This is a genomic window from Actinoplanes sp. CA-142083 (assembly GCF_050942195.1).
GTDB lineage: Bacteria > Actinomycetota > Actinomycetes > Mycobacteriales > Micromonosporaceae > Actinoplanes.
This window is the reverse complement of the sequence record NZ_CP192076.1, coordinates 9,389,765-9,414,214: the sequence shown is the minus strand read 5'-3', so window position 1 is coordinate 9,414,214 and position 24,450 is coordinate 9,389,765. Positions and strand designations below refer to the sequence as shown.

Annotated in this window: 25 protein-coding genes; 13 read left to right on the top strand and 12 right to left on the bottom strand. The window is 72.0% G+C overall.

The window, feature by feature from the left end:
- Positions 1 to 23: 23 nt before the first annotated feature.
- Positions 24 to 719 (top strand): MBL fold metallo-hydrolase, encoded by a 696-nt coding sequence (locus tag ACQPZX_RS43320; RefSeq protein WP_433369337.1) that lies wholly within the window; start codon positions 24 to 26, stop codon positions 717 to 719.
- Here ACQPZX_RS43320 and ACQPZX_RS43315 read toward each other — a convergent pair.
- Genes ACQPZX_RS43315 through ACQPZX_RS43290 form a run of 6 tightly spaced genes read right to left on the bottom strand, consistent with a single transcriptional unit; the run spans position 668 to position 9,193 of the window.
- Complete coding sequence (locus ACQPZX_RS43315) at positions 668 to 1,399, bottom strand: MBL fold metallo-hydrolase (RefSeq protein WP_433369335.1); 732 nt, start codon at positions 1,397 to 1,399, stop codon at positions 668 to 670. The genes ACQPZX_RS43320 and ACQPZX_RS43315 overlap by 52 nt on opposite strands.
- Positions 1,396 to 2,184, bottom strand: coding sequence for an alpha/beta hydrolase (locus ACQPZX_RS43310; protein WP_433369332.1), 789 nt, complete (start codon positions 2,182 to 2,184; stop codon positions 1,396 to 1,398). Before ACQPZX_RS43310 ends, ACQPZX_RS43315 begins: the two co-directional genes overlap by 4 nt.
- Positions 2,181 to 3,143, bottom strand: a complete 963-nt coding sequence (locus ACQPZX_RS43305) for an alpha/beta fold hydrolase (RefSeq protein ID WP_433385806.1) — start codon at positions 3,141 to 3,143, stop codon at positions 2,181 to 2,183. The genes ACQPZX_RS43310 and ACQPZX_RS43305 overlap by 4 nt, the downstream gene beginning before the upstream one ends.
- Positions 3,067 to 5,805, bottom strand: coding sequence for an ATP-binding protein (locus ACQPZX_RS43300; protein WP_433369330.1), 2,739 nt, complete (start codon positions 5,803 to 5,805; stop codon positions 3,067 to 3,069). Before ACQPZX_RS43300 ends, ACQPZX_RS43305 begins: the two co-directional genes overlap by 77 nt.
- Positions 5,806 to 5,850: 45 nt before the next feature.
- Positions 5,851 to 8,502 carry an AAA family ATPase gene (locus tag ACQPZX_RS43295; protein WP_433369327.1) on the bottom strand — a complete coding sequence of 884 codons (2,652 nt, stop codon included), beginning with the start codon at positions 8,500 to 8,502 and terminating at the stop codon, positions 5,851 to 5,853.
- Between the two features lie 4 nt (positions 8,503 to 8,506).
- On the bottom strand, positions 8,507 to 9,193 hold the full coding sequence (locus ACQPZX_RS43290) for an IclR family transcriptional regulator (protein ID WP_364292830.1): 687 nt from the start codon (positions 9,191 to 9,193) through the stop codon (positions 8,507 to 8,509).
- A 49-nt stretch (positions 9,194 to 9,242) separates the two neighbouring features.
- Between ACQPZX_RS43290 and leuC the strand changes: the two genes are divergently transcribed.
- The 4 genes from leuC to ACQPZX_RS43270 all read left to right on the top strand — a co-directional run bounded on the left by leuC (position 9,243) and on the right by ACQPZX_RS43270 (position 12,847).
- On the top strand, positions 9,243 to 10,688 hold the full coding sequence (gene leuC, locus ACQPZX_RS43285; protein WP_433369325.1) for a 3-isopropylmalate dehydratase large subunit: 1,446 nt from the start codon (positions 9,243 to 9,245) through the stop codon (positions 10,686 to 10,688).
- A gap of 13 nt (positions 10,689 to 10,701) precedes the next feature.
- Positions 10,702 to 11,289 carry a 3-isopropylmalate dehydratase small subunit gene (gene leuD / locus ACQPZX_RS43280; protein ID WP_433369322.1) on the top strand — a complete coding sequence of 196 codons (588 nt, stop codon included), beginning with the start codon at positions 10,702 to 10,704 and terminating at the stop codon, positions 11,287 to 11,289.
- Between the two features lie 264 nt (positions 11,290 to 11,553).
- Positions 11,554 to 12,330, top strand: a complete 777-nt coding sequence (locus tag ACQPZX_RS43275) for an HU family DNA-binding protein (RefSeq protein ID WP_433369320.1) — start codon at positions 11,554 to 11,556, stop codon at positions 12,328 to 12,330.
- A gap of 103 nt (positions 12,331 to 12,433) precedes the next feature.
- The gene (locus tag ACQPZX_RS43270; protein WP_433369317.1) at positions 12,434 to 12,847 is read left to right on the top strand and encodes a hypothetical protein; all 414 of its coding nucleotides are present in this window, start codon (positions 12,434 to 12,436) and stop codon (positions 12,845 to 12,847) included.
- Here the strand turns inward: ACQPZX_RS43270 and ACQPZX_RS43265 are convergent.
- Genes ACQPZX_RS43265 through cofC form a run of 4 tightly spaced genes read right to left on the bottom strand, consistent with a single transcriptional unit; the run spans position 12,804 to position 16,842 of the window.
- Positions 12,804 to 13,682, bottom strand: a complete 879-nt coding sequence (locus tag ACQPZX_RS43265) for an NUDIX hydrolase (RefSeq protein WP_433369314.1) — start codon at positions 13,680 to 13,682, stop codon at positions 12,804 to 12,806. The genes ACQPZX_RS43270 and ACQPZX_RS43265 overlap by 44 nt on opposite strands.
- Complete coding sequence (locus ACQPZX_RS43260; protein WP_433369312.1) at positions 13,682 to 15,925, bottom strand: RNA degradosome polyphosphate kinase; 2,244 nt, start codon at positions 15,923 to 15,925, stop codon at positions 13,682 to 13,684. The genes ACQPZX_RS43265 and ACQPZX_RS43260 overlap by 1 nt, the downstream gene beginning before the upstream one ends.
- Before the next feature lie 55 nt (positions 15,926 to 15,980).
- Positions 15,981 to 16,178 carry a cold-shock protein gene (locus ACQPZX_RS43255; protein WP_433369309.1) on the bottom strand — a complete coding sequence of 66 codons (198 nt, stop codon included), beginning with the start codon at positions 16,176 to 16,178 and terminating at the stop codon, positions 15,981 to 15,983.
- Positions 16,179 to 16,197: 19 nt separating this feature from the next.
- The gene (gene cofC / locus ACQPZX_RS43250) at positions 16,198 to 16,842 is read right to left on the bottom strand and encodes a 2-phospho-L-lactate guanylyltransferase (RefSeq protein ID WP_433369306.1); all 645 of its coding nucleotides are present in this window, start codon (positions 16,840 to 16,842) and stop codon (positions 16,198 to 16,200) included.
- Between the two features lie 127 nt (positions 16,843 to 16,969).
- Here cofC and ACQPZX_RS43245 point away from each other — a divergent pair, with 127 nt between their 5' ends.
- The 7 genes from ACQPZX_RS43245 (at position 16,970) to ACQPZX_RS43215 (ending at position 22,143) form a co-directional block, all read left to right on the top strand.
- Entirely contained in the window at positions 16,970 to 17,704 is a 735-nt protein-coding gene (locus tag ACQPZX_RS43245) for a lysophospholipid acyltransferase family protein (protein ID WP_433369303.1), read from the top strand.
- The gene (locus ACQPZX_RS43240; protein WP_433369300.1) at positions 17,701 to 18,696 is read left to right on the top strand and encodes an NAD(P)H-dependent glycerol-3-phosphate dehydrogenase; all 996 of its coding nucleotides are present in this window, start codon (positions 17,701 to 17,703) and stop codon (positions 18,694 to 18,696) included. Before ACQPZX_RS43245 ends, ACQPZX_RS43240 begins: the two co-directional genes overlap by 4 nt.
- Positions 18,693 to 19,793, top strand: a complete 1,101-nt coding sequence (locus tag ACQPZX_RS43235; RefSeq protein ID WP_433369297.1) for a cystathionine gamma-lyase — start codon at positions 18,693 to 18,695, stop codon at positions 19,791 to 19,793. The genes ACQPZX_RS43240 and ACQPZX_RS43235 overlap by 4 nt, the downstream gene beginning before the upstream one ends.
- A complete protein-coding gene (locus tag ACQPZX_RS43230) occupies positions 19,790 to 20,143 on the top strand; it encodes a hypothetical protein (RefSeq protein WP_433369294.1) in 354 nt (117 codons plus the stop codon). The genes ACQPZX_RS43235 and ACQPZX_RS43230 overlap by 4 nt, the downstream gene beginning before the upstream one ends.
- 88 nt (positions 20,144 to 20,231) lie before the next feature.
- A complete protein-coding gene (locus ACQPZX_RS43225; RefSeq protein ID WP_433369291.1) occupies positions 20,232 to 20,585 on the top strand; it encodes a GntR family transcriptional regulator in 354 nt (117 codons plus the stop codon).
- Positions 20,582 to 21,463: an ABC transporter ATP-binding protein gene (locus ACQPZX_RS43220; protein WP_433369288.1), complete on the top strand. Its 882-nt coding sequence runs from the start codon at positions 20,582 to 20,584 to the stop codon at positions 21,461 to 21,463. The genes ACQPZX_RS43225 and ACQPZX_RS43220 overlap by 4 nt, the downstream gene beginning before the upstream one ends.
- Positions 21,460 to 22,143: a hypothetical protein gene (locus ACQPZX_RS43215; protein ID WP_433369286.1), complete on the top strand. Its 684-nt coding sequence runs from the start codon at positions 21,460 to 21,462 to the stop codon at positions 22,141 to 22,143. The genes ACQPZX_RS43220 and ACQPZX_RS43215 overlap by 4 nt, the downstream gene beginning before the upstream one ends.
- On the opposite strand, the gene ACQPZX_RS43210 is transcribed toward ACQPZX_RS43215, so the two are convergent.
- Positions 22,140 to 22,622 (bottom strand): hypothetical protein, encoded by a 483-nt coding sequence (locus ACQPZX_RS43210; protein WP_433369283.1) that lies wholly within the window; start codon positions 22,620 to 22,622, stop codon positions 22,140 to 22,142. The genes ACQPZX_RS43215 and ACQPZX_RS43210 overlap by 4 nt on opposite strands.
- Positions 22,623 to 22,730: 108 nt before the next feature.
- Here ACQPZX_RS43210 and ACQPZX_RS43205 point away from each other — a divergent pair, with 108 nt between their 5' ends.
- Complete coding sequence (locus tag ACQPZX_RS43205; RefSeq protein WP_433369280.1) at positions 22,731 to 23,825, top strand: D-alanine--D-alanine ligase family protein; 1,095 nt, start codon at positions 22,731 to 22,733, stop codon at positions 23,823 to 23,825.
- Here the strand turns inward: ACQPZX_RS43205 and ACQPZX_RS43200 are convergent.
- A complete protein-coding gene (locus ACQPZX_RS43200; RefSeq protein ID WP_433369277.1) occupies positions 23,819 to 24,448 on the bottom strand; it encodes a DUF3515 family protein in 630 nt (209 codons plus the stop codon). The two genes, ACQPZX_RS43205 and ACQPZX_RS43200, sit on opposite strands and share 7 nt — an antisense overlap.
- Positions 24,449 to 24,450 lie beyond the last annotated feature (2 nt).

Here is a 24,450-nt window from a genome sequence, read left to right as displayed (position 1 = left end):
GCGAGGACCGGCATAATCGATCGATGGCAGACATCGCGGTCCGCCGAGTCGATCTCGGCTACTTCATCCGCCCGGCGGAGGAGACTGGCACCGGCCACTGCAGGGTCGAGCCCGTGCTCGGATATCTGATCGATCATCCCCATGGCGGGCGGGTGCTGGTCGACACCGGCATGGGACGGCATCCCGAGGTCGACGCGCACTACCGGCCGCGGCGGATCCCGCTGGCGGCGGCGCTGACGACCGCGGGCGCCAAGCTCGACGACATCGACTACGTCGTCAACTGCCATCTCCACTTCGACCACTGCGGCGGCAACCCGCAGCTGGCCGGCCGGCCCGTCTTCACCCAGCGCGCCGAGCTGGCGCTGGCCCGCACCACCGACCACACCCTGCCCGAGCTGATCGACCACCCCGGCGCCCGCTACGAGGAACTGGACGGCGAGGCCGAGATCCTGCCGGGCGTGGTGATCCTGGCGACGCCCGGCCACACCGCGGGCCACCAGTCGGTGGTGGTGGCCCGCGGCGACGGCACGATCGTCGTGGCCGGGCAGAGCCACGACAACGCCTCGCTGTTCACCGGCGACGTGCTGGCCCAGCACTCGGGTGTCGGCCACTACCCGGTCTGGCTGCACCGGATCCTGGCCTTCGACCCGAGGCAGGTCGTCTTCGCTCACGACAACGCGGTCTGGACTCCAGGAACCAGCCAGGTCAGCGCGTCCTGAGGGAAGGCCGCGGAGATCTCGGCCCGCCCCTCGTGGAAGTGCGACCAGCCCTCGTAGTGCACCGGCACGATCTTCCGCGGCTTGATCGCGGAGCACAGCCGCACCGCGTCCCGCCCGGTCATGGTGAACCGGGCCGGACCGGTGAGGCCGAACTGCACCTTGCCCAGATGCAGGACCGCGATGTCCACGTCGAACCGGTCAGCCACCTCCAGCACCCCCGGGAACACCACGGTGTCCCCGGAGATCCAGACGACTCCGGACGAGCCCCGCAGTGCGAAGCCCGTCGTCGGCCCGACGATCGGCACGGCCCAAGCCGGCCCGTGCCGGGACGGCGTCGCGGTGATCTCCAGCGAGTCGACCTTGGTGGATTCCCACAGGCGAAGGCCGGAGGCTCCGAGCCGGCGCGCGCCGGCCGGCGTCGTGATCACAAGCGGGACACGCGCGAGCAATGCTCTGCCCGAAGTATCCAAATTGTCCGCGTGTTGATCATGCGTGAGCAGGACGGCGTCGATCCTGCCCAGATCGTCGATGGACAGGGCCGGCCCGGCGGTCTTGCGCGACGACGTCCCCCAGCCGAACGAGTACCGCCGGCCGGGGGCGTCGAACGTCGGATCCACCAGCAGCCGCACCCCGTCCAGCTCCAGGAGCGTGGTCGGCCCGCCGATATGGGTGATGTTCATTTCGCGTGGGTGAGAGCCCAGTCGAGGACCTCGTCGGCGATCTGCTCCCAGCCCTTCTGGGCCGGCAGCAGGTGGGCGTAGCCCTCGTACTCACGCCGCTCGGTGATCGTGTTGGACTTGTAGTGCTTGCAGTTCGACTCCTGGATCGCCGGCGGCATGATGTGGTCCTCCGAGCCGGAGACGAACAGCAGCGGCGCCCGGTTGTCGTTGTGGTAGTCGACCCACGTGTCCTGGTGGCCGGGCTGGAAGTTGGCGAGCACCCCGCCCCACAGGATCCCGCCGCTGGCCGGGATGTGGTACCGCTCGTACAGCGCCTTCGACTCCTCGTCGGTGAAGGTGTTGGTGAAGGCGTACTTCCACTCCTCCAGCGAGAGCCCGATCGCCTTGTGCCGGTTGGCCGGGGTCTTCAGGACCGGGAAGGTCGACTTCAGCTGCGACAGCGGGACCACCCGGACGCCCTCGGTGGGCGCCGAGTTCAGGGCCACGCCGGCCACGCCGTACCCGTGGTCGAGCAGGATCTGGGTGAACGCGCCGCCGGCCGAGTGCCCGATGATGATCGGCTGCTCGGGCAGGGCGCGGATCGCCTCCTCGTACTGGGCGATGATCTGCGGGACGGTGACGTTCACGATCGGGGTCGGGTCGGCGTTGAGCGCCTCCACCTCGACCTCGAAGCCCGGGTATCCCGGCGCGATCACCTGGTGGCCCTTGGCCTCGTAGTGCGCCTTCCAGTGCTCCCAGCTGCGCGGGGTGACCCAGAATCCGTGGACCAGAACGATCGGCTTCATGCGTCGTGCTCCTTCAAGAAGTCCAGCAGGTCGAGGCTGAGCTGTTCTTTGTGGGTGTCGGTGATGCCGTGCGGCGCGCCGGCGTAGACCGACAGGCGCGCGTTCTTGATCCGGGCGGCCGAGGCCTGGCCGCCGACCGCGAACGGCACGACCTGGTCGTCGTCGCCGTGGATGACCAATGTGGGCACATCGATCGCGTCCAGGTCCGGGCGGAAGTCCGTCGCGGAGAAGGCGGCGATGCACTCGTACGCGTTGCGGTGGCCGGCCTGCAGCCCCTGCCGCCAGAAGGCGTCCCGGATGCCCTGCGAGACATCCGCGCCGGGCCGGTTGTTGCCGAAGAAGGGCCCGTCGGCCAGGTCCTGGTACTGCTGGGAACGGTCGGCCAGCGAGCCGGCCCGGATCCCGTCGAACACCTCGACCGGCACGCCGCCCGGGTTGTCCGGGGTGAGCAGCATGAACGGCGGCACCGCCGAGACCAGCACCACCTGCGCCACTCGCGAGGTGCCGTGCCGCCCGACGTAGCGGGCCACCTCGCCGCCGCCGGTGGAGAAGCCGACCAGCGTGATGTCGCGCAGGTCGAGCGCGTCGATCACGGCGGCCAGGTCATCGGCGTACGTGTCCATCTCGTTGCCGTCCCACGTCTGCGTCGACCGGCCGTGCCCCCGCCGGTCGTGCGCGATCGCGCGATAGCCGTTGGCCGCCAGGAAGAGCTGTTGCGCCTCCCAGCTGTCCGAGTTGAGCGGCCAGCCGTGCGCGAGCACCACCGGCCGTCCCGAACCCCAGTCCTTGTAATAGATCTCCGCCCCGTCGGCGGTATTCACAAACCCCATGTGGTGATCGTGCTGGGAGCGTGCCCACCTGCGAATCCCGCGCGGCGCGTAGTCAGTCGTGCAAACTCTCGCGTAGCTGCCGCCGCGACCGCACCCCGAGCTTCCGGAAGACCTTGCGCAGGTGGTAATCCACCGTGCTGGCGCTGAGGAACAGGTGCGCCGCGATTTCCGCGTTCGTCCCGCCGTCGCGCGCCAGGCGCGCGACGGCAGCTTCCTGCGGGGTCAGGGCCGTTTCGGATTCATCCCGTACGGCCAGTACGGCTGGCAGCGCGGTACCGCCGAGCGCGCGAAGCTCCTTGCGGGTCCGTTCGGCGAAGGCCTCGGCCCGCACCTCCTCGAACATCTCCAGCGCCGCGCCCAGCTGCTCGCCGGCGTCCCGGCGCCGGCGTTGCCGCCGCAGCCACTCGCCGTAGAGCAGCCGCGCCCGGGCCAGGTCGCCGTGCGCCAGCGTGCCGGTCAGCACCTCGATCGCCTGCCGGTAGTGCGCCTCGGCCTCGTCGGCGGGCGCCAGCAGCGCCCGCGAGCGCTCGAGGAGGCCGACGGCCCGCGGGGTGCCGCAGGGGCCGGTCGCGAGGGCCAGGTCGGCCGCGGCGAGCTTCGCGGTCCGCCGGTCGCCGGAGCGCAGCGCGGCCTCGACCAGCTCGGGCAGCGCGTCGGCGATCCGGCGGGGCCGGCCCAGCTCGACCAGCCCGGTCAGGGTGTCCCGGGCCGACGCGTACTGGCCCTCGGCGTTGTCCAGCGCCGCCAGGCTCAACCGGGTCCAGCCGTGCAGGCCGCCGAGGCCGAGCATCTCGAAGACGCCGAGCGCGCCCTGGATCGACTCCCGGATGCCGGGCTCGGCCCGCCACGCGACGAGCTCCGGATGGCGCCAGACCAGCTCCTGGTCGGCGGTCATCCCCAGCGCCGCGCGCAGCCGCTGGCCGGCTGCGTCGTGCCGGTCCGCACGGTCCAGGCGACCGAGCAGCGTCCAGGTCATCGTGCCGAGGTAGTGCACCAGGTCGAGGAAGTGCAGCGCGCCGGTCCGCCGGGCGGCCGCCTCGGCCCGGCGCAGCAGCCCGTCCTTGACGTCGTCCTCCCAGAGGAGCGTGCAGAAGTTGACGCCGACCACGAGCCGGGCGAGCACGGTCTCGTCGGGCAGGTCCGGATCGGCGATGGCGGTGATCGCCCGGCGGACCGCGGGCACACCCCGCTCGTAGCCGCCGAAGGTGAACTCCGTATAGCCCGCCAGGATCAGCTCGTCGAGGCCGGTCGGGTGGTCGCCGACCAGCCGGGCGGCCTGTTTCGCGATCTCCGGCTCGCTCACCACGCAGAGGTGCTCGGCGCTGCGCATCAGCTCGATCGCCTGGACGAGCGCGCGCCGGGCCCGATCCTGGTCGTCGCCGAACGCCTCGGCCGCGGCCAGGCAGCGGCCCGCCCCGAGCCGCTGCCCGTCCGGCACGCCCGTGTTGACCTCGGCCAGCGACCGGGTCAGCAGGGCGCTGCCGCGCGCCGGGCCGGGCAGCCCGCTCTCGTCGACGGTGCCGAGCAGCAGCAGCGCCCGTGCGTAGGCGCCGGACGCGAGCGCCGCCTCGGCCGCCCGCACCTGGCGCAGCGCCTGGGCGGCCGGGTCGGGGGTGAGCTCGGCCGCGCGGGTCAGGAAGGTGGCCCGGGCATTGTGCCCACCACGGGCGGCCGCCCGGTCGGCGCGGCTCTCCAGCTCGGCCGCGACGGCCTCGTCCGGGCCGTCGGCGGCGGCCGCCAGGTGCCAGGCCCGCCGGTCGGCGTCGCCGCTGCCGGTGATCACGGTGGCCAGCGCGCGGTGGGCGGCCCGGCGCTGAGCGGGCGCCGCGCCGCCGTAGACGGCCGATCGCACCAGCGGGTGCCGGAAGGCCGCGGCGGGCAGCCCGGTGATCAGATGGTCGGCCTCGGCCGGCGCGGCGTCCGCGGGGCGCACCCCGAGCAGCCGGCCGGCCTCGGTGAGCCGGACGCCGTCGCCGTCGGCGTTCGCGGCGGCGAGCAGCAGCCACGTGCGTGTCGCCGGGGGATAGGCGTGGATCCGGGCCGTGTAGTGCGCTTCCAAGCGGCTGCCGATCGGCACCGGCTCGGGCAGCGGGACGCTGCCGCTGAGCTGCTCGGCGGTGAGCTCGCGGCCCAGGTCGGTCAGGGCCAGCGGGTTGCCGCCGGTGGCCTGGGCGACGTGCGCGGCCAGCGCCGGGTCGACGGTCGTGTCGACCACATCGGTGAGCAGCTCCACCGCCGCCTCCGGGGCGAGGCCGGCGATCTCCCGGGCGTCGATGCCGGCGAGCAGGCCCGGGTCGTCGCCGTCGGCGCGCAGGCCGAACAGCAGCACCACGCCCTCGGCGTGCAGCCGGCGGGCCACGAAGGCCAAGGCCCGCAACGACTCCCGGTCGACCCACTGCGCGTCGTCGGCAACACACACCCGCGGCGAATCGGCCAGCAATGTCAGCGCCGCCAGGCTCACCAGATAGAGGTCGGGCGGTGGGCCGTCGGCGAGGCCGCAGGCCACCTCCAGGGCCGCGCGCTGGCCCGCCGGGATCCGGTCGCGGCCGGCGAGCAGCGGGATCAACAGGCGGTGCAGCGCCGCGTAGGGGAAGTCGGCCTCGGACTCGACCCCGCTGATCCACAGTGTTCCGGGCGCCGCGCTCTCGGCGTACCGGAGAAGTCTGGTCTTGCCGACGCCGGCCTCGCCCCGCAGCACCAAGCTCGCGCTGCGACCACCTCGCGCCCGCGTCAGCAACGTGTCCAGCTCGGCGCACTCCGTCTCGCGCCCCAACAGCCGCGTGATCTCCACATCGCACACGCTATGCAGGCATTGCTACCGATGGCGTCCGTAGAACTACGCAGTTTGCAGGGCCCGGGACAGCTCGCCACGGGAACGGATGCCCAGTTTCGGGTAGATGCGGGAGAGATGGGTGGTGACCGTGCGCGGCGAGAGGAACAGCCGATCGGCGATGTCCTTGTTGCTCAGGCCCTCGGCGGCGAGCTTCGCGATCTGGAGCTCCTGCGGGGTGAGGCCCTGCGCCGCCTCCGCCGGGCGCCGCAACGTCTCGCCCGACGCCCGCAACTCGGCGCGGGCACGGTCGGCCCACGCGATGGTGCCCAGCGCGTCGAAGGTGTCGGCCGCCGCTCGCAGAAGCGGACGGCACTCGGCGGCGCGGCGCTGCCGGCGCAGCCACATCCCGTACGCCAATTCCAGCCGGGCCCGCTCGAACGGCGACTCGATGTCGTCGGCCAGCGCCTCGGCGAACGACCCGGCCGAATCGCCCAGCACCGCGCGGGCGAAGCGCAGCCCGGCGATCAGCGCGGGGGAGCGGCCCTGCTCGGCCACCGGCGTGAGATCGTCGGCCACCAGGCGCAGCTCGTCCAGTGCGCCGCAGCCCATCGCCGCCTCGGCCAGGAAGGTGAGCAGCATGAGCCGGGTGTGCGCGTGGTGGGACGCGTCCGCCGGATCGAAGACGCGGCGCAGCTCGCGGAACGCCTCCCCGGGACGGCCGGCGGCGAGCGCGGCGGCGCCCCGCACCTGCCGAACGAGCGCGAGCAACGGGTGCGGCCCGGCCGTCATCAGCACCGCCTCGGCCCGGTCGGCCCGCTCGTGGGCGGCGGACACATCGCCGCGGAGCGCCTCGGCGAAGCCGCTGATGATCCACGCGGTCGGCAGCCAGTTGCTCTCGCCGGACTCGGCGGTGAGCCGCTCCGCCTCGGCGGCCAGGCTGATCGCCGATCGCGCGTCGCCGAGATGGGCGGCGTGCAGCGCGTGGCTGACCAGCGACTTGGCCAGCAGCCCGATCCGGCCCTGCGCGCGCAACTCGACCTCGGCGGCCGCGTGGAACGAGACGCCGAGCGAGAACGCGCCCATCGCGCCGGCGCCCATGCCGAGCTCGTACAGCTCGCGCGGATTGGCCTCGCCGGAGGCGCGCAGCGCGAGCATCTGCTTGAGGCAGAAGGCGCCGCGGGTCACCGGTGCCACCTGGGCGAGCACCGCCACCAGCCGGGGATCGTCCGGCGACACGTCGACGCTCTCGGCCGCGGCCAGCAGCCGGCCGGCCGTCTCCGGGTCGGGCACCGACCAGTAGACCCGCAGGCAGATCACGAGCAGCGACTCCAGCGCCATGTCGGTGTCGCCCTCGCGGCACATCGTCTCGACCGCCTCGACGAACGACGCGAACCGGTCGCCGCCACTCCAGCCGGTGCCCAGGAAGACCTCCCGGAGAAGGCCGTACCAGGCCCGGTCGGTGGGCGTCAGCCACTGCTCGGGCACCTCGGCGAGCAGCCGTACGACGGTGGCCGGGTCACCCTGTTCGGCGGCCGCGTTCGCGGCGGCGAGCAAGCGCCCGCCCCGGACCCCGGGATCGGCGCTGAGCCGGGCGGCCCGCTCGAACGCGGCCACCGCGACCGTGGCGACCTGCCGGTGCTGGGCGCGCCGCGCGGTCTCGGCCAGCTCCCGGGCCAGCTTCTCGTCGGGACCGATCGCCGCGGCCGCCCGATGCCACACCCGCCGCTCGGAGTTGGCGGCGACGGCGCCGGCCAGGGCCGCGTGCGCCCGCCGGCGCTGGGCCGCGGTGGCCGACTGGTGCAGCGCCGAGCGCAGCAGCGGATGCCGGAACCGGACCCGGAACTGGTCGTCGACCCGCACCAGCCGGGTGGCCACGGCGGGCTCGATGTCGTCGGCGGACACCGGCGCGCCGATCATCTCGGCGCAGGCGCCGATGAGCTCGTCGAAGTCGTCGCCGTCGTCGAGCGCGGCCACCAGCAGCAGGGCGCGGGTGATCGGCGGAAGCTCGGCGACCAGGCCGGAGAACGTGTGTTCCAGCCGCTCGCTCAACGGCAGCCGGGCCGGCAGCAACGCGGCGCCGCCGGAGCGGGCCGCGGCCTCGCCCAACTCCACCAAGCCGAGGGGATTTCCGGCCGCCTGCCGCAGAACCCGGGCGGTCAGCGCCGCGCCGAGGCCGGGCGCGACCGCGGCGACGAGGGCCGCGGAGTCGTCCGGGCCGAGTGATTCGAGTCTCCGTTCGGGCAGTCCGGCGGCGGTCAGCCGGCGGTTGACGTCGTCGCCGTCGCGGGTGGTCAGCACCATCGCGATCGGGTCGGCGCCGAGCCGGCGGGCCAGGAAGGACAGGGCGGCCCAGCTCGCCTCGTCGAGCCAGTGCGCGTCCTCGACGGCGACGAGCACCGGCACGCCGGCCTCGCCGAGAACCTCGAGCAGGGCGATGGCCAGGCGGTAGGGCTGGGAATCCGGATCGGCGGGCATGCCCACCGCCCGCAGGAGGCGGTCCAGTCCGGCGTACGGAATGTGCACCTCGGCCTGGACGCCGGCGGTGACCAGAACCCGGAATCCCCGGCCGCCGGCCTCGGCGGCGGCGTGCTCCAGCAGCGCCGACTTGCCGATGCCGGCCTCGCCGCGCAGGACCAGGGCGCCGCCGGAACCCGCGTGCGCGGCGTCCAGCACCGTGGTCAGGGCCTCGAGCTCCGGCCGGCGGCCCAGGATCACGGTCTTACAAGCCGGAGAGACGCTGACCGGCGCGGACCACGGCCATCGCGTGGCGCTCGCCGGGACGGCGGCCCAGCCGCTCGATCGGACCGCTTATCGAGATGGCGGCGATCACCCGGCCGGTGCGGTCGCGGATCGGCGCCGAGACGCTCGCCACACCCGGCTCGCGCTCGGCGACGCTCTGCGCCCAGCCCCGGCGGCGCACCTCGGCCAGCGTGCGGCCGGTGAACTTGCAGCGGGGCAGCAGCGGCATCACGGCCTCGGGCGGCTCCCAGGCGAGCAGGATCTGCGCCGCCGAGCCGGCGGTCATCGGCAGCACCGAGCCGACCGGGACGGTGTCGCGCAGGCCACTCGCGCGCTCGGCCGCGGCCACACAGATACGTTCGTCGGCGCGGCGCAAGTAGAGCTGACCACTCTCTCCCGTCGCGTCCCGCAATGCGGAAAGCAGGGGCTCGGCGGCGGTCAGCAGGACGTCGGGCGCGGCGTTCGCCAGCTCGCCCAGACGGGGGCCCGGACGCCACCGGCCCTGGGTGTCCCGGACCAGCATCCGGTGGATCTCCAAGGCCTGGGCCAGGCGATGTGCCGTCGCCCGGGGCAGTTTCGTCCGGTCGACCAACTCGGCCAGGCTGGCGCCGTCGACACAGGCCGCCAGGATGACGACCGCCTTGTCGAGAACGCCGACACCGCTCATACTGTGTCCCACAAGCCGAAACATACCTCCCAGAATTTAGGATGTCCAGATGGTGGGAGTCACTCCGAAGCCGCGGACCTTGGCGGAAAAGGTCTGGGACGACCATGTCGTGCGTGCCGCCGATGGCGAGCCCGATCTGCTCTACATCGACCTGCACCTGCTGCACGAGGTGACCAGTCCACAGGCTTTCGACGGCCTCCGGCTGGCCGGGCGCCCGGTGCGCCGCACCGACCTGACGCTCGCGACCGAGGATCACAACACCCCGACCGGGTACGCGGATCCGGCCTTCAACACCCGCCGCGGCGAGCTCCTCACGATCGCCGACACGGTGTCGCGCACGCAGATCGAGACGCTGCGCAAGAACTGCGCCGAGTTCGGCGTGCAGATCCGCCCGCTCGGCGACGTGCAGCAGGGAATCGTGCACGTGATCGGCCCGCAGCTCGGCCTCACCCAGCCCGGTCTGACCATCGTCTGCGGCGACTCGCACACCGCCACGCACGGCGCGTTCGGCGCGCTCGCCTTCGGCATCGGCACCAGCGAGGTCGAGCACGTGCTCGCTACCCAGACGCTGCCGCAGGCCAAGCCCAAGACGATGGCCGTCACGGTCGTCGGCGAGCTGCGCCCCGGCGTCAGCGCGAAAGATCTGATCCTCGCGCTCATCACGCAGACCGGCACCGGCGGCGGCAACGGCCACATCGTGGAGTACCGCGGCGAGGCCATCCGCAAGCTCTCCATGGAGGGCCGGATGACCATCTGCAACATGAGCATCGAGTGGGGCGCCAAGGCCGGCATGATCGCGCCGGACGAGACCACTTTCGCCTACCTCGAGGGCCGCGAGCACGCGCCCAAGGGCGAGCAGTGGGACGCCGCGGTCGCGTACTGGAAGACGCTCGTGACCGACGAGGGCGCCGAGTTCGACACCGAGATCATCCTGGACGCTTCGGCCGTCAGCCCGTTCATCACCTGGGGCACCAACCCGGGCCAGGGCGCGCCGCTGGACGCCGCGGTGCCCGACCCCGAGGAGTTCGTCGAGGAGACCGACCGCAACGCCGCCCGGCGCGCGCTGGAGTACATGGACCTCACGCCCGGCACGCCGTTCCGCGACGTCCCGGTCGACGTGGTCTTCGTGGGCTCCTGCACCAACGGCCGGCTGGAAGACCTGCGCGCCGCCGCCGACGTGCTGCGCGGCCACCGGGTGCACGACGACGTCCGCATGATGATCGTCCCCGGGTCGTACCAGGTGCGCGAGGCCGCCGAGGCCGAGGGCCTGGACAAGGTCTTCACCGAGGCGGGGGCCGAGTGGCGCTTCGCGGGCTGTTCCATGTGCCTGGGCATGAACCCCGACACCCTCAGCCCCGGGCAGCGCGCCGCCTCCACGTCCAACCGCAACTTCGAGGGCCGGCAGGGCAAGGGCGGGCGCACCCACCTGGTCTCGCCGCAGGTCGCCGCCGCCACCGCCGTGGTCGGGCGCCTCGCCGCCCCGGCCGACCTGTGACAGGAGTTACCAGATGGACAAGTTCGTCAGCCACAGCGGCAAGGTCATGCCCCTGCGCCGCTCCGATGTGGACACCGACCAGATCATCCCGGCCGTCTACCTGAAGCGGGTCACCCGCACCGGATTCGAGGACGGTCTGTTCAGCGCCTGGCGCGACGACCCCTCGTTCGTGCTCCACAACCCGGCCCACGCCGGCGCCACGATCCTGGTCGCCGGGCCCAACTTCGGCACCGGTTCCTCGCGCCAGCACGCGGTCTGGGCGCTGCGCGACTGGGGCTTCAAGGTGGTCATCGCCGCCCGCTTCGGCGATATCTTCCGGGGGAATGCTCTGAAGGAGGGTCTGCTGCCCGTCCAGCTCGATCAGAAAGCCGTCGAGGCGCTCTGGGACATGGCCGAGAGCGAGCCGGAAAAGCAGATCACGGTGGACCTCGAGGGCCGTCAGGTGCGCGTGGACGATGCCGCCTGGCAGTTCCCGATCGACGATTTCAGCAGGTGGAGGCTCATGGAGGGCCTCGACGACATCGGACTGACATTGCGCCACGAGGACGCCATCACCACGTACGAGAAGGGTCGTCCGGCCTTCAAGCCGGTCGTCGCCTAAGGGCCGAAAAAGCCTTGCCAGAGCAACGAATTTCGCCCCCGCCGCATCCCCGGCGGGGGCGTTTTCGTTGCAACACAAGGGATTTTTTTGACCCAAATGTTTGTGTCTGCTGGTCAGAGGGCATACGGTGCGCGCAGAATGGCTCGCATTGGGGCCAATGATGGTTGTTCGCGACGGTGGAGACCAAGTGCGTCGCCCAACGCAGGGTGCAGCTCAAGGTAGGTCGCGAACAACCATCAGTTCTCACGTTCGGGAGGAATTACCGTGAACAAGGCCGAGCTCATCGAGGCGCTCGCCGCCCGACTGGGAGACCGGAAGACGGCGACGGCGGCGCTGGATGCGGTCATCAGCGAGGTGCAGAACGCTGTCACCAAGGGCGACAAGGTGGCCATCACCGGCTTCGGCTCCTTCGAGAAGCGGGTGCGCAATGCGCGTACCGCGCGCAATCCGAGGACCGGCGAGACGGTGAAAGTGAAGAAAACGTCGGTGCCCGCATTCCGGCCCGGCACGGCCTTCAAGGACATGGTCGCGGCCGGAAAGGTCGCCAAGGCGGCCCCGGCCAAGAAGGCGGCGACGACCACGGCGGCGGCCAAGAAGACCACCGCCACGAAGGCCGCTCCCGCCAAGACCGCCGCGGCTACCAAGACGGCCACGGCGGCCAAGAAGACGACGGCGACCAAGGCGGCGCCGGCGAAGAAGGCCACCACCACCGCTACCAAGACGGCGGCGGCCAAGAAGACGACCGCCACCAAGGCCGCGCCGGCCAAGACGGCGCCGGCCAAGACGGCGGCTACCAAGACGGCGGCGGCCAAGAAGACCACCGCCACCAAGGCCGCGCCGGCCAAGACGGCGGCGGCGACCAAGACGGCCGCGGCGAAGAAGACCACGGCCGCCAAGGCGACGCCGGCGAAGAAGACGGCGACCGCTGCCAAGACGGCGGCGGCCAAGAAGACCACCGCCCGCAAGACCACCACGGCCGCCGCGGCGGCCACCCCGGCCCGCGCCCGGGCCAACACCTCGGCGGCCCGCAAGACCCGCTGACCGAGCCGTACGCCGCATAGGCGGCGCGTTGGGCGTCCACCCTTAGGTGGACGCCTTTCGTGTCTTCAGGCGCGGATACAGCGGCTCTGCCTACCGTCCGGGCATGCAGCGAGAAGCGGAACCCCGGGGGCTGGTCGGCCGGTCGCTGGTCGCCGCCGGGCTCTTCGCGGGCGCGGTGGTGCCCGGGTGGACGCTCGGCGACCTGACCGAGTCGTGGACCGGCAACGGTCTGCTCGACTGGCTGGTGACGTGCGCCTGGTCGGGCCTGGCGGTCCGGGTGCTGGCCCCGTGGGGCTCCTACCGCCCACGGGACGGGTGGCTCGGCGTCATCCCGCTCTACGGCTGGTACCTCACGTGCGTGCTGTGCTGGCGGGTGGCGCTGCTGCCCTACCGGGACTGGGAACCGCGCGAGGAGGAGCTGTGGCGGGCGCGATGGCTGACCGGCGACCGGCTAGGTCTCTGGCGCGCGGACTCTAGAGGCGCGATGCGTCCAGCAGTCGGTCACCGGACCAGGTGAGCAACCAGCCGTCGCCCTTGGGCGTCTTGTAGGGCGCCGGGTCGGACTCGTCGCGCAGGGTGGCCAGCATCGTCGGCATCACCTTGCCCTGGCTGCAGATCACCGGCACGCCCGCGTCGCGAAGGTCGAGCAGGCGCTGGGCGCCCAGCTTGGCCTTGGCCGGCGCCTCCTCGGCGATCGGTGGCTCGGCGAACGCGCCGTCCTGCACGATCGGCGCGCCGCCGAGCAGCGCCGCCAGCGGCTCCAGCGTCTGCTTGCAGCGCAACGGCGTCGCCGAGATCAGCCGCTCGGGCCGCAGCAGCGCCAGCGCCGGCCCGATCCGCTCGGCCTGCGCGCGGCCCCGCTCGTCGACCGGGCGAAGCGCGTCGTTGCCCTTCCATTCCTTGCGCTCGCCGGCGTGCGCGTGCCGCACCAGCGCCACCACCGAGGTGATCGGCGGCAGCTCGGTGAGGTGGGCGAGCACGCCGCGCTCGTCGTCGTAGCTGAGCCGGGCCGTGGCCTCGTGCAGCGGCAGCCACGCGAGCTCGTCGACCTCGGAGGTGTCCTGCACCGGGCCCTCCTCGGCCAGGCGCATCAGCCAGTAGTCGACCGTCTTGGGCGTGCCGTCCGGCAGGTCGTAGGCGAGCGTGGGCAGCCGCAGCTGCGGGATGCCGGCGCAGCCGGTCTCCTCGGTCACCTCACGGCCCGCGCCGGCCAGCGGGTGCTCGCCGGCGTGCAGCTTGCCCTTCGGCAGCGCCCAGTCGTCGTAGCGCGGGCGATGCACGAGGCAGATCTCGACACCGTCGCCGGCCGGGCGGTAGAGCACCCCGCCCGCGGCGCGAACCACCTCCGGCATCAGGCCGCCTTGCCGATGACGCGGCGCAGCAGCGCCTCCTGCAGGTGCATGTGGTTGTCGGACGGGCCGTACTGGCGCCGGTGCCAGGTGCCGTCGCCGTGCAGGTCCCAGCCCTCGCCCTCGTCGCTCATCGACATCTCCAGCACCTGCCGCAGGTCGCGCTGCGCCGACGGCAGCGTCACCCGCACCAGCGCCTCGACCCGGCGGTCGAGGTTGCGGTGCATGAGGTCGGCCGAGCCGATCCAGTACTCGGCGTCGTCGCCCGGGCCGAACCGGAAGACCCGCGAGTGCTCGAGGAAACGGCCGACGATCGAGCGGACCCGGATGTTGTCGGACAGGCCCGGGACGCCGGGACGCAGCGCGCACATGCCGCGGATGATCAGGTCGGCCCGCACCCCGACCTGCGAGGCGCGGTAGAGCGCGTCGATCGTCTCCTCGTCGACCAGCGAGTTCACCTTGAACTGCACGAGCGCCTCGCCGCCCTCGCGGGCGATCGCGGCCTGCCGCTCGATGCGCTCGATGAGCCCCGAGCGCACCCCGTGCGGCGCCACCAGGAGCCGGCGGTACGACCGCTGCCGGCTGTACCCGGTCAGCACGTTGAACAGGTCGGTGACGTCGGCGCCCACCTCGGGATCGGCGGTGAGCATGCCGAAGTCCTCGTAGAGCCGCGCCGTCTTGGGGTGGTAGTTGCCGGTGCCGATGTGGCAGTAGCGGCGGATCTGGTTGCCCTCCTGGCGCACCACCAGTGCGGTCTTGCAGTGTGTCTTGAGGCCGACCAGGCCGTACACGACGTGGCAGCCGGCCCGCTCCAGCGTGCGCGCCCAGGCGATGTTGGCCACCTCGTCGAAGCGCGCCTTCACCTCGACCAGCACCACCACCTGCTTGCCGGCCGCGGCCGCGTCGACCAGCGCGTCGACGATCGGCGAGTCGCCGGAGGTGCGGTAGAGGGTCTGCTTGATGGCCAGTACGTTGGGGTCGGCGGCGGCCTGCTCGATGAAGCGCTGCACGCTCGTGGAGAACGAGTGGTACGGGTGGTGGACCAGGATGTCGCTCTCGCGCAGGCGGTTGAACACGCTGCGCGGCACCTCGCCGTCGGCCAGCTGCGGGTGGGTGGACGGGACGAACGGGCGGTCCTTGAGGTCGTCGCGGTCGGTCTCGCCGAACACCTGCCACAGCGACGACAGGTCGAGCAGGCCCGGCACCCGCAGCACGTCCTGCGAATCCATGTCGAGCTCGCGGCAGAGCGTGTCGAGCACGTGGTCGCTGATCGAGGCGGCCACCTCGAGCCGCACCGGCGGGCCGAAGCGGCGCTGCGCCAGCTCGCGCTCGAGCGCCTGCAGGAGGTCTTCGTCGCGGTCCTCGTCGACCTCGAGCTCGGCGTTGCGGGTCACCCGGAACAGGTGCCACTCCTGGATCTGCATGCCCGAGAAGAGCTGGTCGAGGTGGACCGCGATGAGCTCCTCGACGGGCAGGAAGCGCACGGCGCGGCTGTCGTTCTGCACGGTGACGAAGCGCGGCACGTTGTTGGGCACCTTTATGCGGGCGAACAGCTCGGAGTTGCTGTCCTCCGGGTCGCGCAGCACCACGGCCAGGTTGAGCGACCGGCTCGAGATGTACGGGAACGGGTGCGCCGGGTCGACCGCGAGCGGGGTCAGTACCGGGAAGACCTGCTCGCGGAAGTACGTACGCATGCGCTCGCGCTCGGCCGGGCCCAGCTCGCCCCAGCTGACCAGCTCGATGCTCTCGGCCGACAGCTTGGGGCGCACCTCGTCGCCGAAGCAGGCCGAGTGCCGGGTGACCAGGTCGGCGGTGCGCTCGCTGATCATCTCGAGCTGGTTGCGCAGCGAGGAGCGGTCGCCGCCGCGCATCGGCAGGCCGGCGCTGAGCCGCCGCTTCAGCCCGGCGACACGCACCATGTAGAACTCGTCGAGGTTGCTGGCGAAGATGGCCAGGAACTTGGCCCGCTCGAGCAGCGGCGTGTTCGGGTCCTCGGCGAGGGCCAGCACCCGCGCGTTGAAGTCGAGCCAGGAGAGCTCGCGGTTGAGGAATCGGTCCTCGGGCAGCTCGGGGGCGCTGTCCGACTCGAAGACCTCGTCCGTCGCCGTCGCCTCGGGGGTCTCGGCTATGTCCGTCATGAGGTTCTCCGTCGGGGTCTCGGTGGTACTGCTTTCCCCGCTCCGGGGCATGAAGCGGCCGTTCGGGCCACGCCGGCGGGCTTCGGGGATCCGGGGCGAGGTCTGCATCGCTCCATCATTGCGGTTTCCGGTGAAACGTGAAACGAACAGCGCCTAGATCAACTCAACCGATTCCGGGAATGGCCACCCGGCTGACCAGGCCATTGGCCTCGGTCTCGACGGCCACACGCTGCCCGAGACGCAGCAGCCGCAGTCCCGAACGCTGGAACGCGTAAGCGTCGAAGGCCAGCTCAGTGCCGTCGTCGAGGAGGAGGGTCCCGGCACGGGTCCCCGGGTCGAAGGTCGCGATCGTGCCCTGCATGCCCTGCACGCTACCGGGTTCAGGCGGCTGGGACGCAGCTCACCGTGAGTCCCAGATCACGCAGCAGGGCGCAGGTGTGCCGGCCGGCGCCGAGCGACAGCACGAGGGCCAGGTCGGCGGGCGTGTCGACGTCCTGCCGCAGGCCCGGCCAGTCGCCGGCGAGCGGGGTCGCGCCGGAGGCGGCGTGCGCCACCGCCGAGCCGAGGCCGAAGCGCGGGTCGAGCGGGACGCCGGGCGGGGCCGCGAGCAGCACGGTGCCGGTGCCGGCCGCGTCGGCCACGAAGCTGCGCCCGTGGGCCGCGCCGAGCGCCTCGTCGAGCTGCCCGGGGCGCAGCGCCGGCAGGTCGCCGGTCATCACCACCCGGAACCGGTCGACGCCGGCCGCCTCGTCGGCGCCGAAGCGCATGGCCTCGTTGAGGTCGGCGCCCGGCCGGTCGGGCACCACCCGGGCGCCCAGCTCGGTCACGGCCGCCGCCGTGACCGGGTCGTCGGTCACCACCACGAGCTCGGCCACGGCCGATCCGGCCAGCACGGCCGTCACCGTGTCGCGCACCATGGCCAGCGCCAGGTCGGCGTGGCGGGCCGCGGGCACGGCGCCGCGCAGCCGGCTCTTGGCCGCGCTCAACCGCTTGACGGGGATCACCGCCGTCCAGTCCGCAAACATTGGGTCAAGTCTGCCAGCGGGCTGCTCAGGCACCCCTGCCTGGTCCCGGCGGCCGGGAGCAGGCATGATTCCTGGCGAGGCATGGGGATCGCGGTGGGGACACGCCGCGGGTAGGGCAGGAGGGGCCGTGGCGCAGCGCGGGCTGGGATTCTGGCAGCGTTTCGCGGTCGTGTTGGTGCTTCCGGTGCTCAAGGTCTGGACGAAGCGGACCTGGACCGGGATGGAGAACATCCCGCGGACCGGTGGCGTGATCATCGCGCCGAACCACGCGTCGCACTTCGACCCGCTGGTGGTGGCGCATTTCATCTACGGGACCGGCCGCTGGCCGCGCTTCCTCGGCAAGGCGAGCCTGTGGAAGGTGCCGGTCCTGGGCCCGTTCCTGCGCAAGGTCAAGCAGATCCCGGTGGAACGCGGCAGTGTGGAGGCGGTGAAGTCCCTCGACGCCCTGGTGGACGCCCTGGACGACGGCGGCGTCGTGGTGATCTACCCGGAGGGGACGACCACCCGCCAGCCCGACCTGTGGCCGATGCGCGGCAAGACCGGCGCGGCCCGGCTCGCCCTGCTCACCGGCGCGCCGGTGGTCCCGATGGCGAACTGGGGGGCACACACCATCTACGACCCGCGCACCAGCAAGCTGCGCATCCGGCCGCGTACGCCGGTGGTCGTCACCGCCGGCAAGCCGGTGGACCTCTCCCGCTGGGAGGGCGCCACCCCGACCCGCGCGGTGCTCGAGGAGATGACCGACGCGATCATGCTGGACGTCCAGCGCCTGGTCGCCGAGGTGCGGGGCGAGACCGCGCCGGACGGGCTCTACGACCGGCCGGCCGCCAAGCGGGCGAACACCAACGGGGAGGCGGGATGACCCGGGCCGCGGTCATCGGCTCCGGCGCCTGGGGCACCGCGTTCGCCAAGGTGCTCGCCGAGGCCGGCGCGCCCGTGACGATCTGGGGCCGGCGCGCCTCGGTGGTCGACGAGATCCGCGACCGGCGCAGCAACGAGGGCTCGCTGCCGGGGGTGAAGCTGCCGGAGACGGTCACCGCCACCGGCGACCTGGCCGCCGCGGTCGACGGGGCCGGCCTGATCGCCATCGCGGTGCCGTCCCAGACGCTGCGCGGCAACCTCGCGGACTGGTCGGGCCACTTCGGCCGCGACGCGACGATCGTCTCCCTGATGAAGGGCATCGAGCTCGGCACGACCAAGCGGATGAGCGAGGTGATCGTCGAGACCGCGCAGGTCGAGCCGGAGAGGGTGGTGGTGGTCTCCGGACCCAACCTGGCGCCCGAGATCGCCGCGGGCCAGCCCACCGCCACCGTCGTGGCCTGCCTCGACGAGGAGCGGGCCAAGCGGGTGCAGCACGCGCTGGCGCTGCCCTACTTCCGGCCGTACACCAGCGACGACGTGGTCGGATGCGAGCTGGGCGGCGCGGTCAAGAACGTGATCGCGCTCGCGTACGGAATGACGGTCGCGATGGGCATGGGCGACAACACCCGGGCCTCGCTGATCACCCGCGGGCTGGCCGAGACCGCCCGCCTGGGCGCGGCGCTGGGCGCCGACCCGCTGACCTTCGCCGGGCTGGCCGGGCTGGGCGACCTGGTCGCGTCCTGCTCGTCGCCGATGGCCCGCAACCGCACCTTCGGCGAGCACCTGGGTCGCGGCGAGAGCCTGGAGCAGGCGCAGGCGGCCACCCGGCAGACCGCCGAGGGCGTGAAGAGCTGCCTGTCGATCCGCGATCTGGCCCGGGCGCACGACGTCGAGATGCCGATCGTCGAGCAGGTGGAAAAGGTGTGCCACGAGGGCGCCGACCCGCGAATCGCGGTCAAGATGCTGATGGGGCGGGAGATCAAGCCGGAATGACCTACTCCGATGGCACCCGGGTGGTGCACGCGGGCTTGCCCGAGCCGGTGGTCGGCGAGCCGTTCCTACCCGGGCCGGTCTTCGCCGCGCCGTACCACCTCGACCCGGTGACCGGGCCGGGGGAGAACGGCTACGGCCGCACCGAGCACCCCACCCGGCGTCAGCTGGAGGCGGCGATCGGGCAGCTCGAGGGCGCGCCCACGCTGGTCTTCGCGAGCGGTCAGGCAGCGATCACCGCGCTGCTGCTCTCGGTCCTGCGCGCCGGCGACACCGTGGCGCTGCCGGCCGACGGATATTTCACGGTCCGCGCCTTCGCCGAGGGAACCCTTCGGGACCTGGGCGTGACCTCGCTCCAGGTGCCGACCTCCGGGCCATATCCCGATTTTTCCGGCGTACGGCTGGTGCTGCTGGAAACGCCGGCCAACCCGGGCCTGGACGTGTGTGACATCCAGGCCGTCGCCGCGGCCGCGCACGCCGCCGGCGCCCTGGTCGCCGTCGACAACACCACCCCCACGCCGCTCGGGCAAAATCCTCTGGCCCTGGGCGCCGACATCGTGGTCGCCTCCGGCACCAAGGCGCTGACCGGCCACTCCGACGTGCTGCTCGGCTACGTCTCGACCGCCGACGACGCGCTGTTCGAGAAGGTGGAGACCTGGCGCAAGCAGACCGGCGGGGTGCCCGGGGCGTTCGACTGCTGGCTGGCGCACCGGTCGATCGCCACGCTCGACCTGCGGCTGGCCCGCCAGACTTCGAACGCGGAGGCGATCGCTTCGCTTCTTCTCGCCCGGCCGGATGTGACCGGAGTGCGCTGGCCCGGCCTCGAGTCCGACCCGGCCTACGAGGTGGCGAGCAAGCAGATGCGCCGGATCCCCGGGATCGTCTCCTTCGACCTCGGCTCGGCCGACCGGGTGGCCCGCTTCCTCACCGCGGCCTCGCTGGTCTTCGCGGCCACCTCGTTCGGCGGCGTGCACACCACGGCCGACCGGCGGGCGCAGTGGGGCGACGACACCGCGCCCGGTTTCGTGCGGCTGTCCTGCGGCATCGAGGACACGGCCGATCTGGTGGCCGACCTGACGGCCGCCTTGGACGAAGCTTGATCGCCAGTTTCTCCGGTGACGAGGTCGCGGCGCTGACGACAGGTGAGAGCTTCTTCGCCGCGCCGGGGGAGCGCGTCTGCCCGGCGTGCGGGGAGCGCCGCCTCCGGACGTACGTGAACGCGCCTGAAAATGCTCGTCGCCCGACCCTCGTGAGCTATGTCTGGTGCGCGGGCTGCCGAAAGTTCGTCGGCACCCGGGCCCGTCATCCGGACGGCCTGGTCTTCTCGGATCCGCTCGCCGCGCTCACCGCCGGCGAACGGCGTGAGCTGGAACGCAGCCTGGTGGGCTTCCTCGCGCACCTCGATCGTCTGTGGGACGACGGCGTGCTGCCGCAGACGTTCGCGGCCTGACGCTTCCTTGACACCGCCTTGCTCTTACGGCCGTGCTGGCTCTATGGTTCGTTACATGAGTAATGAACCGCAGAACTAGGGAGGCTCGGTGTTCGACGACCGGAGCCCGATCTACCTGCAGATCGCCGACGGGATCAAGAACGACGTGCTGAGCGGCGCCCTCAAGGAGGACGAACAGGTCATGTCCACCAATCAGTACGCGGCCTTCTACCGGATCAATCCCGCCACCGCGGCCAAGGGCTTCGCCCAGCTGGTCGACGAGGGCGTGCTCTACAAGAAGCGGGGAATCGGCATGTTCGTCAGCCCGGACGCTCGCGAGAAGCTTCGCCGCGAGCGACGCGAGCGGTTCTTCACCGAGGTCGTCGACCCGATGCTGGCCGAGGCCAAGCGGGTCGGCATCGAGATCGACGAGATCGTCCGGCACCTCGGGGGCGGGCGATGATCGAGCTGCGCGGCCTCACCGTCCGGTACGGCTCGACCGTGGCGGTCGACGGCATCGACCTCGACCTGCCCACCGGCAAGATCTACGGCCTGCTCGGGCGCAACGGCTCCGGCAAGACCAGCCTGCTCAGCGCCCTCGCGTCGTTCCGCCGCCCGTCGGCCGGCAGGGTCCGGGTCGACGGCGCCGACGCCTTCGAGAACCCCGCGGTCATGCGGCAGACCTGCTTCATCCGCGACACCCTCGACACCAACGACTCCGACAAGGTGCGGGCACTGCTCTGCTTCGCCGGCTGGATGCGGCCCACCTGGGACGCCGACTACGCGGCCAAGCTGCTCGACCTCTTCGAGATCAACCCCAAGAAAAAGGCGTCGTCGCTGTCCCGCGGGCAGAAATCGGCAGTCGGCGTCGTGCTCGGCCTCGCCTCCCGTGCTCCGCTGACCATCCTGGACGAGACGTACCTCGGCATGGACGCGGTGGCCCGGGCCACCTTCTACCGCGAGCTGCTCGACGACTACCTTGCCCACCCGCGCACGATCATCCTCTCCACGCACCTCATCGAGGAGGTCGCCGACCTCTTCGAGCGGGTGATCATCATCGATCGCGGCCGGGTGCTGCTGCACGAGGAGACCGACGAGCTGCGCGGTCGCGGCGTCACGGTGACCGGGCCGTCCATGGCGGTCGGCGAGTTCGTGGTCGGGCACACCGTGCTCGGCGAGCAGAGCCTCGGCGGCGTCAGCGCCGTCACCCTCGACTGGCAGCCGACACCTTCCGAGCGGGAACGTGCCGAGAGCGCCGGGCTCACCCTGGGCCCGGTCGGCATCCAGGACCTCTTCATCCACCTCACGTCAACCGCGCCCCGGCTGGAGGCCACCCGATGAGCGTCACCGGCGCCCTGTTCCGCATCTACCGGCCGATCATCATTCCGTTCGCCGTCCTCCTCGTGGCGGTCGAGCTGATCGCGGCGAAGGCCGTCGCGTCGGTCAACGACTTGAGCTTCAGTATGTGGCTGGTGCTCGGCGGGAACGCCGCGAAGTACTGGCTGCTGGTGGTCGGCATCATCCTGGTCGCCATGCAGCTGCGGCAGTTCGTGGTCAACGGGGTGACCCGGCACGAGTTCATCGCCGCGGTGGGGATGTTCGGCCTGGTCCTGGTGGTGGGTTGGGCCGTCGCGGTGGTGCTCGGGCACGGCATCGAGAGCGTGGCGCTGGACGCCGCGGGCAAGCGGGCGGCGGGTTACCCGACGCTGACCTTCGGCGAGGCGCTGAGTGAGCTCGGCCGGCAGTTGCCGATCTCGCTGGCCTACCTGGTGTCCGGGGCGACGATCGCCGCCGGGTTCTACCGCTGGCGGCCCTGGCTGGGGCTGGTCGTGATGGTCGGCGGCGCGGTGCCGGCCGTGGTCGCGGACGGGCTGCTGGGGTTCACCGAGTTCGGCGGCCTCACCCACAAAGTGGTGCCCTACCCGGCGGCGCTGGCGTTGTCGCTGCTCGCGACCGGGCTGGGAGCGTGGGGCTTCCACCGGCTGATCAGCGACGTGGCGATCCGCCGGGCGGCGGCCTAGGCCTTTTGCAGGACGAAGTCGTGCAACCAGTCGCGGGTCACCGGCATCTGTTCGCCGCCGGTGACGCGACGAAGGGCATCGCTGGGGCCGATGCCCAGCAGCACCAGGGTCAGGCAGGCCAGCAGCGTCGACCGGCCGATGCCGCCGAAACACTGGGTCGCCACGAAATGGCCGGCGCGCACGTGCGCGGCGAGGCGGCCGGCCAGCAGCACCACCTGGGCCGCCTCCTCGCGCTGCACGCCGCCCTCGCCGAGCGGGAACGAGACGAGCTCCACGCCCAGCTCGGCGGCCGTCGCGATGGTGCTGTCGAAGCCCATCCGCTGCTGCTCGGGGGCGGTCAGCGCGGAGACCAGGACGGTGACGCCCTCGCCGGCCAGCGCGCTCAGCCGATCGGCCGCCCAGCCGTCGCCGCGCGGGTGCGCGATGGTCGCGAGCCGGCCCGATCCCATGCCGAAGATGACGTGGAGTGATGCAGTCATGAACCCGCAGTTTCCTTGTCCCGTGGCGGCGGACGGGTGAACCCGTGAGTGGCTAACGCAGAGTAGGGTTCCCCCCGGCATGACCGCTAGCGAGAGGCGCGAAGAAAAGTGACGACTCCTCGGAAGACCCGCGTCGCGATCGTGTTCGGTGGACGAAGCACCGAGCACGCCATCTCGTGCGTGAGCGCCGGGAGCATTCTGCGCGCGCTCGACCCGGGTCAGTACGAGGTCGTCCCGGTCGGCATCACCCGGGAGGGCGCCTGGGTGCTCGCCGGCGTCGATCCCGCTACCCTCGCGATCAGCGACCGGAAACTCCCCGAGATCACCACGGCCAGCGGCAACGCGGTCGTGCTCGCGGCCGACCCGACCGCCACCGACCTCATCGTGCGCGACCCGGCCGAGGGCATCTCCTCGCTGGCCGGCGTCGACGTGGTCTTCCCGGTGCTGCACGGCGCCTACGGCGAGGACGGCACGATCCAGGGCATGCTCGAGATGGCCGGCATCCCGTACGTGGGCGCCAACGTCTTCGCCTCGGCGGCGGCCATGGACAAGGAGTTCACCAAGAAGCTCGCGGCCGTCGAGGGCATCCCGGTCGGGCCGTACGCGGTGCTGCGGGCCGGCGCCTCGCTGTCCGAACAGGACAAGGAGCGGCTGGGCCTGCCGGTCTTCGTGAAGCCGTCGCGGGCCGGCTCGTCGCACGGCATCACCAAGGTGACCGACTGGGCCGACCTCGACGCCGCGATCGCCACCGCCCGGCAGATCGACCCCAAGGTGCTGGTCGAGGGCGCGATCGTGGGCCGCGAGATCGAGTGCGGCGTGCTCGAGGGCGAGGCCGGAGGAGCGCCCGAGGCGTCGCTGCTGGCCGAGATCCACGTCGATTCCTACGACTGGTACGACTTCGAGGCGAAATACCTCGACGGCGGCCGCTACGACATCCCGGCCGATCTGCCCGCCGCCGTCACCGCGCAGGTCCAGGACTACGCGCGGCGCACCTTCACCGCGCTGGACTGCGCCGGGCTGGCCCGGGTCGACTTCTTCGTCACCGCCGACCACCAGGTCTACCTCAACGAGATCAATACGATGCCGGGCATGACGCCGACCTCGATGTTCCCGCTGATGTGGGCGGCGACGGGGCTCGAGTACCCGAAGGTCGTGGACCGGCTGATCCGTACGGCGCTACGCCGTGGAACCGGGCTTCACTGAGTGCAGCCGGTCGGGACGCCTTTGTCGCGCGACTTGACCGTCTTGACCACGGCGTCGGAGAACTCGTTGGCCCACTGGGCGGTCTGCTCGTAGCTGCCCGGCACGGTCACCCGCACGGCGACCTCACGGTCCATCGTGGTGAACACGTCGGTGGCCGGGAGATCCTGTCCCCACCAGCAGACGCCGTTCATCGCGTACATGGTGGCGTCGAGCGGCACGCAGCCCGGGTGGCCGCCGTCGACCCGCTCGCACATCGTCGGCTGGGTGACGCCGCAGGCCACGGTGATCGGCGGCTCGCCCCACGCCGCGTTCTGCTCGGGGCCGGCGCTGACCTTGCGCGCGGGCAGGTCGCGCAGCGTCGCCGGCAGCTGGGACGTGACGGCCAGGCAGACCTGGGCGGTGCGGGCGTCGAGCCGGGGGGCCGCCATCTGCACCGGGGTGGACGGGATGACCGCGGGCGTGGTCGCCGTCGCCTGGACCGTTTGATCGCCCGGGTTCAACCGCGTGAACATGATGAGACCGGCCACGATGGCGATCGGCAAGGCGATCGCGGCGGCCCAGAGGGCGGCGCTGCGCGTCGTCTTGTCCGGCGTTTTCACCTCGGGGTCGGTGACGTCAACCATGG

What these genes read in the sequence shown, in the direction of transcription:
- ACQPZX_RS43320 (WP_433369337.1), top strand. Translation starts at nt 24, where the DNA reads ATGGCAGACATCGCGGTCCGCCGAGTCGATCTCGGCTACTTCATCCGC.
- ACQPZX_RS43315 (WP_433369335.1), bottom strand. Translation starts at nt 1,399, where the DNA reads ATGAACATCACCCATATCGGCGGGCCGACCACGCTCCTGGAGCTGGAC.
- ACQPZX_RS43310 (WP_433369332.1), bottom strand. Translation starts at nt 2,184, where the DNA reads ATGAAGCCGATCGTTCTGGTCCACGGATTCTGGGTCACCCCGCGCAGC.
- ACQPZX_RS43290 (WP_364292830.1), bottom strand. Translation starts at nt 9,193, where the DNA reads ATGAGCGGTGTCGGCGTTCTCGACAAGGCGGTCGTCATCCTGGCGGCC.
- leuC (WP_433369325.1), top strand. Translation starts at nt 9,243, where the DNA reads ATGGTGGGAGTCACTCCGAAGCCGCGGACCTTGGCGGAAAAGGTCTGG.
- leuD (WP_433369322.1), top strand. Translation starts at nt 10,702, where the DNA reads ATGGACAAGTTCGTCAGCCACAGCGGCAAGGTCATGCCCCTGCGCCGC.
- ACQPZX_RS43270 (WP_433369317.1), top strand. Translation starts at nt 12,434, where the DNA reads ATGCAGCGAGAAGCGGAACCCCGGGGGCTGGTCGGCCGGTCGCTGGTC.
- ACQPZX_RS43265 (WP_433369314.1), bottom strand. Translation starts at nt 13,682, where the DNA reads ATGCCGGAGGTGGTTCGCGCCGCGGGCGGGGTGCTCTACCGCCCGGCC.
- ACQPZX_RS43260 (WP_433369312.1), bottom strand. Translation starts at nt 15,925, where the DNA reads ATGCAGACCTCGCCCCGGATCCCCGAAGCCCGCCGGCGTGGCCCGAAC.
- ACQPZX_RS43255 (WP_433369309.1), bottom strand. Translation starts at nt 16,178, where the DNA reads ATGCAGGGCACGATCGCGACCTTCGACCCGGGGACCCGTGCCGGGACC.
- cofC (WP_433369306.1), bottom strand. Translation starts at nt 16,842, where the DNA reads ATGTTTGCGGACTGGACGGCGGTGATCCCCGTCAAGCGGTTGAGCGCG.
- ACQPZX_RS43240 (WP_433369300.1), top strand. Translation starts at nt 17,701, where the DNA reads ATGACCCGGGCCGCGGTCATCGGCTCCGGCGCCTGGGGCACCGCGTTC.
- ACQPZX_RS43235 (WP_433369297.1), top strand. Translation starts at nt 18,693, where the DNA reads ATGACCTACTCCGATGGCACCCGGGTGGTGCACGCGGGCTTGCCCGAG.
- ACQPZX_RS43220 (WP_433369288.1), top strand. Translation starts at nt 20,582, where the DNA reads ATGATCGAGCTGCGCGGCCTCACCGTCCGGTACGGCTCGACCGTGGCG.
- ACQPZX_RS43215 (WP_433369286.1), top strand. Translation starts at nt 21,460, where the DNA reads ATGAGCGTCACCGGCGCCCTGTTCCGCATCTACCGGCCGATCATCATT.
- ACQPZX_RS43210 (WP_433369283.1), bottom strand. Translation starts at nt 22,622, where the DNA reads ATGACTGCATCACTCCACGTCATCTTCGGCATGGGATCGGGCCGGCTC.
- ACQPZX_RS43200 (WP_433369277.1), bottom strand. Translation starts at nt 24,448, where the DNA reads ATGGTTGACGTCACCGACCCCGAGGTGAAAACGCCGGACAAGACGACG.